This is a genomic window from Methylobacterium oryzae, assembly GCF_021398735.1.
In the GTDB taxonomy this organism is placed as follows: Bacteria; Pseudomonadota; Alphaproteobacteria; order Rhizobiales; family Beijerinckiaceae; genus Methylobacterium.
Genome location: NZ_CP090349.1, coordinates 3,829,082 through 3,842,399, shown reverse-complemented (window position 1 = coordinate 3,842,399; position 13,318 = coordinate 3,829,082). Strand labels below are relative to the sequence as shown.

Here is a 13,318-nt window from a genome sequence, read left to right as displayed (position 1 = left end):
CAACATCCCGCCGAAATGCGGACATTTATTCTGCATTGCAGAACAACAGGGAGTATCGGGTGGTTCGTCAGGAGGTCGACGGCGGCGTGGCCGTGCTCACGCTCGCCAACCCGCCGGTCAACGCGCTGGGCGCCGCGCTGCGGGCGGCCCTCGACGAGGCCCTGACGAACGCCATCGCGGACGCGTCGGTCCGGGCCGTCGTCCTGGCCGCGGAGGGCAAGGTGTTCGTCGGCGGCGCCGATATCGGCGAGTTCGGCAAGCCGCAGCGCCCGCCGAGCCTGCCGGACATCCTGGACCGGCTCGATGCCAGCCCGAAGCCGGTGGTGGCGGCGATCGGCGGCGCGGCCCTCGGCGGCGGCCTGGAGCTGGCGATGGCCTGCCACGGCCGCGTCGCGGCCCCGTCGGCCCGGATCGGCCTGCCGGAGATCAAGCTCGGGATCATCCCGGGGGCGGGGGGCACGCAGCGCCTTCCGCGCCTGATCGGGCCCGACGCCGCCTTCCCGATGATGCTCACCGGCGAGCCGGTCTCCGCCGAGACGGCGGCGGCGCTGGGCATCGTGGACGCCGTGGTGCTCGGCGACCTCGTCGCGGAAGCGCGCACCCGCGCCCTGGAACTCGCCGATTCCGGCGCCCTGCCACGCGCGCGCGACCGGTCCGAGACGCTGACGCCGGAAGCACGGGAAAAATTCGAGGCGCAGGCCGCCGAGGCGGTGAAGCGCGATCCCGACGCCACCAACGTCCACGCCCTGGCGCGGGCGGTGCGCGCGGGCCTGGAGCAGGATTTCGATGCCGCCGTGGCGGTAGAGCGGGCAGAGTTCCGCACCCTGGTGGAGGATCCGCGCTCGAAGGCCCTGCGCTACGCCTTCTTCGCCGAGCGCGAGGCCGGCCGGGTGCCCGGCCTGCCGAAGGACACGCCGCGCCGCCCCGTCCGCACGGCCGCGGTGATCGGCGCCGGCACGATGGGCGGCGGCATCGCCATGTGCTTCGCCAATGCCGGGATCCCCGTGACGGTGATCGAGACGGAAGAGGGCGCCCTGGCGCGTGGCCTCGACCGGGTGAGGGGGCTCTACGCCGGCTCGGCCAAGCGCGGCTCGATCACCGAGGCCCAGCGCGACGAGCGGGTCGGCCGGATCACGGGGGCGCTCGGCCTGGAGAACGCCGGGGAGGCCGACATCGTCGTCGAGGCGGCCTTCGAGGACATGGGCGTCAAGCGCGAGATCTTCACCAAACTCGACCAGGTCGCCAAGCCCGGCGCGATCCTGGCCACCAACACCTCCTACCTCGACGTGAACGCCATCGCGGCGGTGACCAACCGGCCGCAGGACGTGCTCGGCCTGCACTTCTTCAGCCCGGCCAACGTCATGCGCCTCGTGGAGGTGGTCCGTGCGGAGAGAACCGCGCCGGACGTCCTCGCCACCGCCCTCGACCTGGGCAAGCGCCTCAACAAGCTGCCGGTGACGGTGGGGGTCTGCTTCGGCTTCGTGGGCAACCGCATGCTGGAGCGCCGCAGCCGGGCCGGCGAGCGGCTGCTGCTCGAGGGCGCGCTGCCGCACGAGGTCGACGCGGCGGTGACCGGGTTCGGCTTCCGGATGGGCCCCTTCGCCATGAGCGACCTCGCGGGGCTCGATATCGGCTGGCGCTCGCGCAAGGATTTCGGCGGCCGGGCGCCGGTGGCGGACTCGCTCGCCGAGCAGGGCCGGTTCGGCCAGAAGACCGGCCGCGGCTTCTATCTCTACCCGGACGGCGCCCGCGCCGGCACGCGCGACCCGGAGGTGGAGGCGCTGATCGCGCGCGTCGCCGCCGAGCACGGCGTCGCGCGCCGCAGCTTCACGGCCGACGAGATCGTCGCGCGGCTCATGTACCCGATGGTCAACGAGGGCGCGCGGATCCTGGAGGAGGGCATCGCGGCCCGGCCCGGCGACATCGATACGATCTGGATCAACGGCTACAATTGGCCCGCCTGGCGCGGCGGCCCGATGCACTGGGCCGACACGGTCGGATTGAAGACCGTCGTCGAAGCCTTGTCGCGCTTCGCGGCCGAGACCGGCGACGACAGCCAGGAGCCGGCGCCGCTCCTGAAGAAGCTCGCCGCCGAGGGCGGCAGCTTCGCCGGCCTGAAGAACGCCTGAGCGGGAGAGCGATCATGACCGACGCGGTGATCGTCTCGACTGCCCGCACGCCCATCGGCAAGGCGCATCGCGGCGCGCTGAACCTCACCCGCGGCGCCGACCTCGCGGCCCACGCGATCCGCGGCGCCCTGGACCGGGCGTCCCTGGAGCCCGCGGCCGTCGAGGAGGTGGTGCTCGGCTGCGGCTATCCCGAGAATGCCACGGGCGGCAACGTCGCCCGCCACGCCGCCCTGGTGGCGGGGATCCCGGTCGAGTCGGCCGGCGTCACCGTCTCGCGCTTCTGCGCCTCGGGCCTGGAGGCGATCGCCAGCGCGGCGCACCGGATCATCCTCGACGGTGTGCCGGTGGCAGTGGCCGGCGGCGTCGAGTCGATCAGCCTCGTCCAGCCGAAGGTCCAGCGGGAGCTGACCCGCAACGCGTGGCTGGAGGCGCATCTGCCGGCGATCTACATGCCGATGATCGAGACCGCCGACATCGTGGCGGAGCGCTATCGGATCTCCCGGGAGGCGCAGGACCACTTCGCCCTGGAGAGCCAGCGACGGACCGCGGCGGCGCAGGAACGCGGGCTGTTCGACGACGAGATCGTCCCGATGAGCGCCGTCATGGCGGTGACCGACAAGGCCACCGGCGAGACCCGGGAGGTCGAGACGCGGCTCGCCAGGGACGAGGGCAACCGCCCGGACACGACCCTGGAGGGTCTCGCCAAGCTCAAGCCCGTGCGCGGGGAGGGGGCCTTCATCACGGCGGGCAATGCCAGCCAGCTCTCGGACGGGGCCTCGGCCAGCGTGCTGATGTCGGCCGACGAGGCTGCGCGGCGCGGCCTCGAACCGCTGGGCATCTTCCGGGGCTTCGCCTCGGCGGGCTGCGGGCCGGACGAGATGGGCATCGGCCCGGTCTTCGCGGTGCCGCGGCTCCTCGAGCGCCAGGGCCTGCGCGTCGCCGACATCGACCTGTGGGAGCTGAACGAGGCCTTCGCGTCCCAGTCTGTCTACTGCCGGGACACGCTCGGGATCGACCCCGAGAAGGTCAACGTCAACGGCGGCGCCATCGCGGTCGGCCACCCGTTCGGCATGTCGGGGGCGCGGCTTGTCGGCCACGCCCTGCTGGAGGGCCGCCGCCGCGGCGCGCGCTACGCCGTCGTGACCATGTGCGTCGCCGGCGGCCAGGGCTGCGCCGGCCTGTTCGAGATCGGAGGCTGACGATGGATCTCCGCTTTACGCCGGAAGAGATCGCGTTCCGCGACGAGGTCCGGAGCTTCTGCCGCGAAGAAATCCCGGCGGAGATCCGGAAAAAGGTCTCGGAGGGGCGCAGCCTCTCGAAGGAGGACTACGTCACGAGCCAGCGGATCCTCAACGCCAAGGGCTGGGCGGTGCCGCACTGGCCGCAGGAATGGGGCGGCCGGGATTGGACCCCGATCCAGCGCTACATCTACACCGAGGAGCTGTTCCAGGCGGCGGTGCCGCTGCCGCAGCAGTTCAACTGCTACATGTTCGGCCCGGTGCTGGCGACCTTCGGGCGGCAGGACCAGAAGGCGCGCTTCCTGCCGCGCGCCGCCAACCTCGACGACTGGTGGTGCCAGGGCTTCTCGGAGCCGGGCGCCGGCTCGGACCTCGCCTCGCTGAAGACCAGGGCGGTGCGCGACGGCGACCACTACGTCGTGGACGGCCAGAAGACCTGGACCACGCTCGGCCAGCACGCCGACTGGATCTTCTGCCTGGTGCGCACCGACTTCGAGGCCAAGAAGCAGCGCGGCATCTCCTTCCTGCTCATCGACATGACGACGCCCGGGATCACCGTGCGGCCGATCCTGACGCTGGAGGGGCGGCACGAGGTCAACGAGGTCTTCTTCGACGCCGTGCGCGTGCCCGTGGAGAACCTCGTCGGCGAGGAGAACCGGGGCTGGGACTACGCGAAGTTCCTGCTCGCCAACGAGCGCACCGGCATCGCCCGGATCGGGCTGACCAAGGAGCGGATCGCCCGCATCAAGCGGCTGGCCCGCGAGATGCCGGCCGGGTCCGGCACGATGTGGGACGATCCCGCCTTCCGCGCCCGCGTCGCGGAGGTCGAGGTCGAGCTGAAGGCCCTGGAGATCACCCAGATGCGGGTGGCGGCCAAGCAGGGAAGGGCGGATTCGGTGGAGCCGGACCCCGCTTCCTCGCTCCTCAAGATCCGCGGCTCGCAGCTCCAGCAGGCGGCGACAGAATTGCTGGTGGAGCTCGCCGGGCCCTTCGCCCTGGCGGCGCCCGCGCGCGGGGCCGGGGCCAACAACCTGCCCGGCGGCTTCGACTGGGTCGACGCGGCGGCGCCGAGCTACTTCAACAACCGCAAGGTCTCGATCTACGGCGGCTCGAACGAGATCCAGCACAACGTCATCGCCAAGGGCATCCTGGGGTTGTGAGCGGTCGCCTCGCCCCGTCCTCCCCCTCATCCTGAGGTGCCGGGCGCCTCCGACGACATCCGCGAGGGAACACCATGGATTTCGACCTGAACGAGGACCAGTCGCTCCTGCGCGACAGCGTCGAGCGGCTGGCCGCCGACCTCTACCCGTCGCTGGAGAGCCGGCAGGCGCGGCTCAAGGCGCCCCTCGGCTTCCCCGAGGACGGCTGGGCGGCCTTCGCGGAACTCGGCGTCGCCGGCCTGCCCTTCTCCGAGGACGAGGGCGGCCTCGGCGGCGGCCCGGTCGAGACCATGCTGGTCATGGAGGCGGTGGGCCGCAACCTCGTGGTCGAGCCCCTGCTCGCGAGCCTCGTGCTGGGCTCGACGGCCCTGCGGCTCGGCGGCAGCGCCGCGCAGCGGGAGCGCCTCGTCCCGGGACTCGTCGCCGGCGACCTCCGCCTGACCCTCGCCCACACCGAGCGCCAGTCCCGCTACGACCTCGCCGACGTGGCGACGACCGCCCGTCGCAGCGGCGACGGCTACGTGCTGAGCGGGGCGAAGAGCGTCGTGCCCAATGCCGACGCGGCCGGCCTGATGGTGGTCTCGGCCCGCGTCTCGGGCGAGCGGCGCGACCCGAGCGGGATCGGCCTGTTCCTCGTCCCGACCGACGCGGCGGGCGTCGCCATCGAGGCCTACCCGACCCAGGACGGCGGCCGGGCCGCCGAGGTGTCCTTCTCCGACGCGACGCTCCCGGCCGACGCCGCGCTCGGCGACCCGGAGGGCGGCCTGCCGCTCCTGGAGCGCGTGGTGGAGCACGGGATCGCGGCGCTCGCCGCCGAGGCGGTCGGCTCCATGGACGCGCTCCACAAGCTCACGGTGGAGTACCTCAAGACCCGCAAGCAGTTCGGCGTCAGCGTCGGCTCGTTCCAGGCGCTGCAGCACCGCGCCGTCGACATGCTGATCCAGCTTGAGCAGGCCCGCTCCATGGCGCTCTACGCCGCCATGATGGTGGACACGCCGGACGCGGGGGCGCGGGCCGCGGCCCTCTCGGCCGTGAAGGTGCAGATCAACAAGGCCTGCCGCTACGTCGGCCAGGAGGCGGTCCAGCTCCACGGCGGCATCGGCATGACGCTCGAGTATATCGGCGCCCACCACTTCAAGCGGCTCGCCATGATCGAGTACCAGCTCGGCGACACCGCCCACCACCTGCGCCGGATCACGCAGGACGAGAACGGCCTGCTAGCGGCGTAGTTCGCCTCGGGCGCTGGCACCGTCTCCGCTCGCGGAGCGAAGCGATCCGGCGGCGCCACGCTCGAACGTGTCGCGCTGCCCTTCGTCGCTCCGCTCCCCGCGATGACGGAGCGATCAGTTGAACAGCGTGCCGACACCGCCCTGCACGCGGCCGAGGCCGGCCCGCGCGACGGTGTTGTTGGGGTCGATCGTCGAGGCGCGCTGGTAGTTCTCCATCGCCTCCTTGCGCTGGCCCTGCTTCTCGTAGGCGAGGCCCCGATAGGCCCAGGAGGTGGCGTCCTTGGCGTTCACGTTGAGCGCGGCGTTGTAGTCCTCGATCGCCTTCGCGTACTGGTTGGTCGCGATCAGGCTCTGGCCGCGGGCCGCGTAGGGCGCGGCCACGAACGGGTCGCGGTCGATGGCGGCGTCGAAATCGGCGATCGCCTGGGTGTCCTGGCCCTGCTTCTGCTTCACGAGGCCGCGGGCATGGTACGCCTGCGCGGATTCGGGGCTCAGGCGGATCGCGACGTTGAGGTCGTTCAGCGCCTGGTCGAGGTTGCCCTGCGCGCGCTCGACATTGGCCCGGCCGATATAGGCCGGCCCGTAATTCGGATCGATCCCGATCGCCTTGGAGAAGTCCTGCAGCGCCGGGCCGTCGCGGCCGATCTGGCGGTTCGCCAGGGCGCGGTTGTTGTAGGCGGAGGCGGAGTTCGGATCGAGCTGGATCGCCTTGGTGAAGTCGCCGATGGCGTCGTTGAACTGGCCGGCGCGGGCGTAGGCGGCGCCGCGGGTGTTGTAGGCCGCCGCGTCGTTCGGGTTGCGCTGCACGACCTCGGTCAGGGAGGCGATGTTGACGTTCGTGGCGCCAGTCGTGTCCTTCTCCAGGACCGCGTATTGCCGCGGACCGGCCGCGCTGCCGACGGTCTCGCAGCCCGCGAGGCCGGCAGCCGAGACCAAGGCCGCGCCGATCAGTGCCGTCTTCCGTCCCAGCCGGTTGCGTACGTTCATTGCCCCACTCTCCCCGAGGCGTCGCCCGCTCCGCGCGCGCCCGCCCCGCCCCTCACAGTCCAAGAGCCCGCGCCGAGCGCCGGGCACGCCCGAGTTCGGGGCACCGTCGCGCATCACGGTGAAGGCCGGCTTAAGAAGCGCCGCGTCGTGATCCGGCCCCCGCCGGTCCCGGCGGGACCGAGCGGTGCGGGCGGGTTCGAGCGACAGCATACGGAACCGACCACACTGTCGTGGAAGCGGCGGGATGTGGCGAAGGTATGGCTCGACCGTTCCGCGGGGCCGCGGACGGCCCTCCGGCGATCACGCGGCGACGCGGGTGTGCCCTCGAAGCCTCAGGATCCGGTCGGACCCGGCCCGAAGCGCGTGACGTGGCCCATCTTGCGGCCGGGGCGCGCCTCGCCCTTGCCGTACAGGTGCAGGTGGGCACCGGGCTCGGCCAGCAGGGCGTGCCAGTCGTCGGCCTGGGCGCCGATCAGGTTGCGCATCTCGACGGGCAAACCGCCGACCCGGCCCGCATCGCCCAGCGGCCAGCCGCAGACGGCGCGGACGTGCTGGGCGAACTGCGAGGTCAGCGCGCCCTCGCTGGTCCAGTGGCCGGAATTGTGCACCCGGGGCGCGATCTCGTTGACCACCAGCCGCTCCGCCCCGTCCTCGCGGACGAGGAACATCTCGACGGCGAGCACGCCGACATAGTCGAGGGCGTCGGCGATCCGCCGGGCGATCTCGACGGCGGCGCGACCCGTCTCGGCGGACACGCCGGGCGCCGGCACCCGGGTCAGCGCGAGGATGTGGTCGCGGTGCTCGTTCTCGCAGAGATCGTAGGCCGCGAAGCTGCCGTCGCGCCCGCGCGCGCCCACCACCGAGACCTCGCGCTCGAACGGCACGAAGCCCTCCAAGATCAGCGGCGCGCCGCCGAACTCGGCGAACAGGGCGTTGCGGTCGCCCTCGGCCCGCTCGCGGAGCATGCGCTGCCCCTTGCCGTCGTAGCCGAAGCGGCGGGTCTTGAGCACGGCCGGCAGGCCGATCACCTCGATCGCCCGGTCGAGGTCGTCGGGCGTGTCCACCGCCCGGAACGGCGCCGTCGGGATGCCCAGGCCGTTGATGAACTCCTTCTCGGAGAGCCGGTCCTGCGTGGTCGAGAGCGCGCGCGCGTTCGGGTGCAGGGCGGCGTGCCGGGCGAGGACGTCGGCGGTGGCGTGCGGGATGTTCTCGAACTCGTAGGTCACGACGTCGACGCCGCGGGCGAAATCCGCCAGCGCCGCGGCGTCGTCGTAGGCCGCGCAGGTGGTCCGGGCGGCCACGTCGAAGGCGGGGCTGTCCGCGTCGGGCGCGTAGACATGCGCCTTGAGGCCGTAATCGGCCGCCGCGAGCGCGATCATGCGCCCGAGCTGGCCCCCACCGACGATGCCGAGGATGGAGCCGGGGCCGAGGATCTTGTCCGTCACGCGTTCTCTTCCGTCACCGGCCGTTCGGCCACCGAGGCGCTCTGGGCCGCGCGCCACGCCTCCAGGCGCTCCGCCAGGTCCGGATCGGTCAGCGCCAGGACGGCGGCGGCGAGCAGGGCCGCGTTCACCGCCCCGGCCCGGCCGATCGCCAGGGTCCCCACCGGGATGCCGGCCGGCATCTGGACGATGGAGAGCAGGCTGTCCTGGCCGGAGAGGGCCTTCGACTCCACCGGCACGCCGAAGACCGGCAGGCGGGTCATCGCGGCCGCCATGCCGGGCAGGTGCGCGGCGCCGCCCGCACCGGCGATCACCACCTTGAGGCCAGCTGCGACCGCGCCCTTGGCGAAGGCGACGAGCCGGTCCGGCGTGCGGTGGGCCGACACGATGCGCGCGTCGTACGGTACGCCGAGCGCGTCGAGCGTCTCGGCGGCATGACGCATGGTCGCCCAGTCGGACTGGCTGCCCATGATGATCGCGACCGGAGGAGGCGACGCCATCGTTGATCCCGGCAAAAGAGGGCGCTTACAGGCGGCGCGGGCCCGCGGCAAGGCGGGGCCGGAGGGCGTCCACCGGCATCAGGCGATGATGTCCGGCGTGAGCGCGTCCTCGATGTGATAGATGCGGTCGCGCAGCGTGAGCTTGCGCTTCTTCAGGCGCTGGATCTGGAGCTGGTCCCCGGCGACGCTGCGCTCCAGCGCCTCGATGGCGCTGTCGAGATCCCGGTGCTCCTCGCGCAGCCGCGCCAGTTCGCCCAGGAGGTCCGACTGCGCACCCTCACCCGCCTCGTCCGCCATCGTCACCTGAGAACCCGAAGACCGTTCGTCGCCCGAGAGCATGCGTCACGCTCCGGCGCCGGACAAGGCGGCGCGGTAAGCAATCATCAGACTTAGCAGCAGAAAACGCTTCGACAGGTCCGGCATCCTGTGCCAATCTCGTTGTGTCGAAACGATGACAGGAGATTCGACTCATGTCGCTGCAGACGCATCTGAACCAACTCGCCCGGAAGCACGAAGCCCTCGAGCGCGAGATTCAGGAAGCGATCCACAGACCTTCGGCGAACGACCTCCACATCGCCGAGCTGAAGCGACGGAAACTCCTCCTCAAGGACGAGATCAACAAGCTTCAGGCGGGCAACGACACGTTGCACTGACGCCTGAGACGTCCAATCCGATAGCGAATTCAAGCTGACGACCGCCGCATCGGGAGCCCCGGTGCGGCGGTTTTCTTTTGGCGGACGTCCGGCCTCGGCCACCGCGACCTGGGCGCGGCCTTCTCTCCGGTGGTCACTCCCGCGCGCGCCAGAATGGGCTACTCTGCGGCCCGCCGCCGGAGAGCGGTCCGCGAGGAAACGCCCAACCGATGACGAGAGCCAGCCTGCCGGGCCGCTACCCGGAGATCTACGAATCGGCCTGCCGCGACCCCGAGGCGTTCTGGCTCGGTGCGGCGCGGGCCCTCGACTGGGCGCGGGCGCCGGAGCGGGCCTTCGCGCCGGATTCCGGCCCCTACGGACGCTGGTTCCCGGACGGCACCCTGAACGCCTGCCACAACGCGGTGGACCGCCACGCGGACGGGGCCCGGGCGGATCAGGTGGCGATCCGCTACGACTCGCCCGTGACCGGGACCAAGCGCAGCATCACCTACCGGGCGCTGCGCGACGAGGTGGCGGTGCTGGCCGCCGTGCTGGCCGACCTCGGTGTCGGCAAGGGCGACCGGGTGATCCTGTACATGCCGATGGTGCCCGAGGCGCTGTTCGGCATGCTGGCCTGCGCCCGGCTCGGCGCGGTCCACTCGGTGGTGTTCGGCGGCTTCGCCGCCAACGAGCTGGCGGTGCGGATCGAGGACGCGGCGCCGAAGGTGGTGCTCGCCGCCTCCTGCGGGATCGAGCCGAACCGCGTGGTCGCCTACAAGCCGCTCCTCGACGCGGCGATCGCGGCCTCGCGGCACAAGCCGGAGGCCTGCCTGATCCTCCAGCGCCCGCAAGGGCCCGCGACCCTCGTCGCGGACCGGGATCGCGACTGGGGTGAGACCGTGGCGGCCGCCCGGACGGCGGGGCGGAGCGCGGCGTGCGTGCCGGTCGCCGCCACCGACCCGCTCTACATCCTCTACACCTCCGGCACGACCGGAAAGCCGAAGGGCGTGGTCCGCGATACCGGTGGCTACCTCGTCGCCCTGGCCTGGTCGATGCCGAACCTCTACGGCGTCCAGCCCGGCGAGACCTACTTCTGCGCCTCCGACATCGGCTGGGTCGTCGGCCACTCTTACATCGTCTACGCGCCGCTCCTGCACGGCTGCACCACGGTCCTCTACGAGGGAAAACCTGTCGGCACGCCCGATGCCGGCGCCTTCTGGCGGGTGGTCGCCGAGTACGGGGTGGTCTGCCTGTTCACCGCGCCCACGGCCCTGCGGGCGATCAAGAAGGAGGATTCGAAGGGCGCCCGGATCGCCGATCACGACCTCTCGGCCTTCCGCAGCCTGTTCCTGGCGGGCGAGCGCGCCGATCCCGACTCGGTCGCCTGGGCCGAGCGCGTGCTGGGCCGACCGGTGGTCGACCATTGGTGGCAGACCGAGACCGGCTGGCCGATCGCCGGCAACCCGATGGGCCTCGGCCTCCTGCCGGTGAAGCACGGCAGCACCTGCGTGCCGATGCCGGGCTACCGGGTCGAAGTGCTGGACGAGGGCGGCAAGCCGGTTCCGGCGGGCACCATGGGCACCATCGCGATCCGCCTGCCCCTGCCGCCCGGCTGCCTGCCGACGCTCTGGGGCTCGGACGACCGGATGCGGTCGAGCTACCTCGCCACCTTCCCGGGCTACTACGACACGTCGGATGCCGGGGTGATCGACGCCGACGGCTACATCACGGTCCTGGGACGGACCGACGACATCATCAACGTCGCGGGCCACCGGCTGTCCACCGGCGGCATGGAGGCGGTGCTGGCGAGCCACCCGGACGTGGCGGAATGCGCGGTCATCGGCATCCGCGACGCGCTGAAGGGGGAGGTGCCCTGCGGGTTCGTGGTGCTGAAGGCCGGCGTCGCCCGGCCGACCGAGACGATCGAGCGGGAACTCGTCGCCAAGGTGCGGGACGAGATCGGCCCGGTGGCGGCCTTCAAGCTGGCGCTGACCGTGCCGCGGCTGCCCAAGACCCGATCGGGCAAGATCCTGCGGGCCACCATGAAGCGCATCGCCGATCACGAGCCCTGGACGATGCCGGCGACGATCGACGACGCGGCGGCCCTCGACGAGATCGGCGACAGCCTGAAGGACCGGGGGATCGGCGCGGACCGGTAGGGTGCCGGACCGCGCCGCTTGCGCGTTGACGGGCGATCGCGGCCCGCCTCAATCCGCCTCAATCCGCGTCAGCGCCGTCGTCGTCGGTGTCGATATCGACCGTCGGCGCCGGCTGCGTCAGGGCGGGCGCGTAGGTCCCCGCGGTCGGACCCGTGGTGACCGAGGCCGGGACGCGCCGGGCGTTCGGCTCGGACGGGATCAGCGTCGCGGTGGCGGCCACGAGGCCGGCGAGGGACCGGACATCCTGCGGCTGCCGCGGATCGCGCGAGATCAGCGTCGCCTCCTGTTGCAGGCGGAGATTGCAGGCCTCCGAAGGCAGGCCTCCGTTCGGCGTACAGGCGTCGTGGCGGGCGCAGGCGGCATCGAGGGCGTCGATCGGCGGGAGTGGCGCGTTGTTGCCCGGTCCGCAGTAATTCCCGTGGATCAGCATCTTGGGGCCGCCGAAGGCGGCGGGCTGGGCCTGGGCGGTGCCCGCGAGGGCGGCGCAGCCGGCGGCCAGGGCGAGCGGGACGGCGAGTCTGGTGAGCATCATCTGGACCTCGGGCGATCTCGCCCCCTCAGGCGGTTCGCGTCGATTGCCGCGATGCGGCGACAGGCCAGGAAACGGGCGGCCACATCCGCAAGTTCCCGCAACGCCCGCCCGCAGAGGTGCTCTGCCGCACCGCACTGGCCGCCGCGCCCGTCCTGGGCCAGAGTGAACCCTCCACCAGGAGTTGCCGATGACCGCTCGCCTGTTCGAACCGCTGACGCTCGACGCGCTGACGCTCGAGAACCGCATCCTCGTCGCGCCGATGTGCCAGTACTCGGCGCGGGACGGCGAGGCGACCGACTGGCACATGATGCATCTCGGCCAGCTCGCCATGTCGGGGGCTGGCCTGCTGACCCTGGAGGCCACCGCGGTCTCCCCGGAGGCGCGGATCACCGCCTGGGATCTCGGCCTCTACAACGACGGCTGCGAGCGGGCGCTGGGCCGGGTGCTCGACGCCGTGCGCGAGTACGCGCCGATCCCGGTCTGCATCCAGATCGCCCATGCCGGGCGCAAGGCCTCCAGCGAGGCCCCCTGGGCCGGCGGCCAGCAGATCCCGCCGGAGCACGCCTACGGCTGGCGCACCGAGGCGCCCTCGGCGGTCGCGCACGGGGAGGGCGAGGTCCCGCCCCACGCCCTCGACGCCGCCGACCTGAAGCGCGTCCGCGACCAGTTCGTGGCCACCGCCAAGCGGGCCGTGCGCCTCGGTATCGAGGCCGTCGAGCTGCACGGCGCCCACGGCTACCTGCTGCACCAGTTCCTGTCGCCGATCGCCAACAAGCGGACAGATGAATACGGCGGCAGCCTCGCCAACCGCATGCGCTTCCCCCTCGAGGTCTACGACGCGGTGCGGGATGTCGTGCCTGCCGGCAGCCCGGTCTGGCTGCGGGTCTCGGCCACCGACTGGGTCGAGGACGGCTGGGATCTCGACGAGACGGTGGAGCTGGCCCAGGCGCTCAAGCGGGCGGGATCGCCGGCGATCCACGTCTCCACGGGCGGCGTCTCGCCGAAGCAGGCGATCAGGCTCGGGCCGGGCTATCAGGTGCCCTACGCCGAGCGGATCAAGGCGGAGACCGGGCTCACCACCATCGCGGTCGGGCTGATCACCGAGGCCCGGCAGGCGGAGACGATCCTGCAGGAGGGCCGGGCGGACGCGATCTCGCTCGCCCGCGCCATGCTGTACGATCCGCGCTGGCCCTGGCACGCGGCGGCCGAGCTCGGTGCCCGGGTGCGCGCCCCCAAGCAGTACTGGCGCTCGCAGCCGCGGGAGTACAAGGACCTGTTCAAGGACACGGCCTTCGGCCAGCGCTGAGGGC

General features: G+C 72.1%; 12 protein-coding genes. 7 read left to right on the top strand and 5 right to left on the bottom strand.

Translation table 11 applies throughout. The features are described from left to right. The first annotated feature begins 59 nt into the window (after positions 1 to 59). The 4 genes from LXM90_RS18320 (at position 60) to LXM90_RS18305 (ending at position 5,756) form a co-directional block, all read left to right on the top strand. Positions 60 to 2,129, top strand: coding sequence for a 3-hydroxyacyl-CoA dehydrogenase NAD-binding domain-containing protein (locus LXM90_RS18320; RefSeq protein ID WP_205833407.1), 2,070 nt, complete (start codon positions 60 to 62; stop codon positions 2,127 to 2,129). A gap of 14 nt (positions 2,130 to 2,143) precedes the next feature. Beyond that, on the top strand, positions 2,144 to 3,328 hold the full coding sequence (locus LXM90_RS18315) for an acetyl-CoA C-acyltransferase (protein WP_234080994.1): 1,185 nt from the start codon (positions 2,144 to 2,146) through the stop codon (positions 3,326 to 3,328). Between the two features lie 2 nt (positions 3,329 to 3,330). After that, positions 3,331 to 4,527: an acyl-CoA dehydrogenase family protein gene (locus LXM90_RS18310; protein ID WP_020092400.1), complete on the top strand. Its 1,197-nt coding sequence runs from the start codon at positions 3,331 to 3,333 to the stop codon at positions 4,525 to 4,527. A 74-nt stretch (positions 4,528 to 4,601) separates the two neighbouring features. Then, the gene (locus LXM90_RS18305; RefSeq protein WP_020092401.1) at positions 4,602 to 5,756 is read left to right on the top strand and encodes an acyl-CoA dehydrogenase family protein; all 1,155 of its coding nucleotides are present in this window, start codon (positions 4,602 to 4,604) and stop codon (positions 5,754 to 5,756) included. A 114-nt stretch (positions 5,757 to 5,870) separates the two neighbouring features. Here LXM90_RS18305 and LXM90_RS18300 read toward each other — a convergent pair whose 3' ends face one another. From LXM90_RS18300 to LXM90_RS18285, 4 genes are all read right to left on the bottom strand, one after another. Next, positions 5,871 to 6,743: a tetratricopeptide repeat protein gene (locus LXM90_RS18300; RefSeq protein WP_020092402.1), complete on the bottom strand. Its 873-nt coding sequence runs from the start codon at positions 6,741 to 6,743 to the stop codon at positions 5,871 to 5,873. 332 nt (positions 6,744 to 7,075) lie between these two features. Beyond that, entirely contained in the window at positions 7,076 to 8,188 is a 1,113-nt protein-coding gene (locus tag LXM90_RS18295; RefSeq protein WP_020092403.1) for a 5-(carboxyamino)imidazole ribonucleotide synthase, read from the bottom strand. Beyond that, positions 8,185 to 8,685 carry a 5-(carboxyamino)imidazole ribonucleotide mutase gene (gene purE / locus LXM90_RS18290; protein WP_020092404.1) on the bottom strand — a complete coding sequence of 167 codons (501 nt, stop codon included), beginning with the start codon at positions 8,683 to 8,685 and terminating at the stop codon, positions 8,185 to 8,187. Before purE ends, LXM90_RS18295 begins: the two co-directional genes overlap by 4 nt. Positions 8,686 to 8,763: 78 nt before the next feature. After that, positions 8,764 to 9,024, bottom strand: coding sequence for a YdcH family protein (locus LXM90_RS18285; protein ID WP_081636461.1), 261 nt, complete (start codon positions 9,022 to 9,024; stop codon positions 8,764 to 8,766). 131 nt (positions 9,025 to 9,155) lie between these two features. Here LXM90_RS18285 and LXM90_RS18280 point away from each other — a divergent pair, with 131 nt between their 5' ends. Further along, positions 9,156 to 9,338 (top strand): YdcH family protein, encoded by a 183-nt coding sequence (locus LXM90_RS18280; RefSeq protein WP_012318068.1) that lies wholly within the window; start codon positions 9,156 to 9,158, stop codon positions 9,336 to 9,338. Between the two features lie 209 nt (positions 9,339 to 9,547). Beyond that, the gene (locus LXM90_RS18275) at positions 9,548 to 11,476 is read left to right on the top strand and encodes a propionyl-CoA synthetase (protein ID WP_234080993.1); all 1,929 of its coding nucleotides are present in this window, start codon (positions 9,548 to 9,550) and stop codon (positions 11,474 to 11,476) included. Between the two features lie 58 nt (positions 11,477 to 11,534). Here LXM90_RS18275 and LXM90_RS18270 read toward each other — a convergent pair whose 3' ends face one another. After that, entirely contained in the window at positions 11,535 to 12,008 is a 474-nt protein-coding gene (locus LXM90_RS18270) for a hypothetical protein (RefSeq protein ID WP_020092407.1), read from the bottom strand. Between the two features lie 187 nt (positions 12,009 to 12,195). On the opposite strand from LXM90_RS18270, the gene LXM90_RS18265 reads away from it, so the two are divergent. Beyond that, positions 12,196 to 13,314, top strand: a complete 1,119-nt coding sequence (locus LXM90_RS18265; RefSeq protein WP_205833408.1) for an NADH:flavin oxidoreductase/NADH oxidase — start codon at positions 12,196 to 12,198, stop codon at positions 13,312 to 13,314. Positions 13,315 to 13,318: the final 4 nt, after the last annotated feature.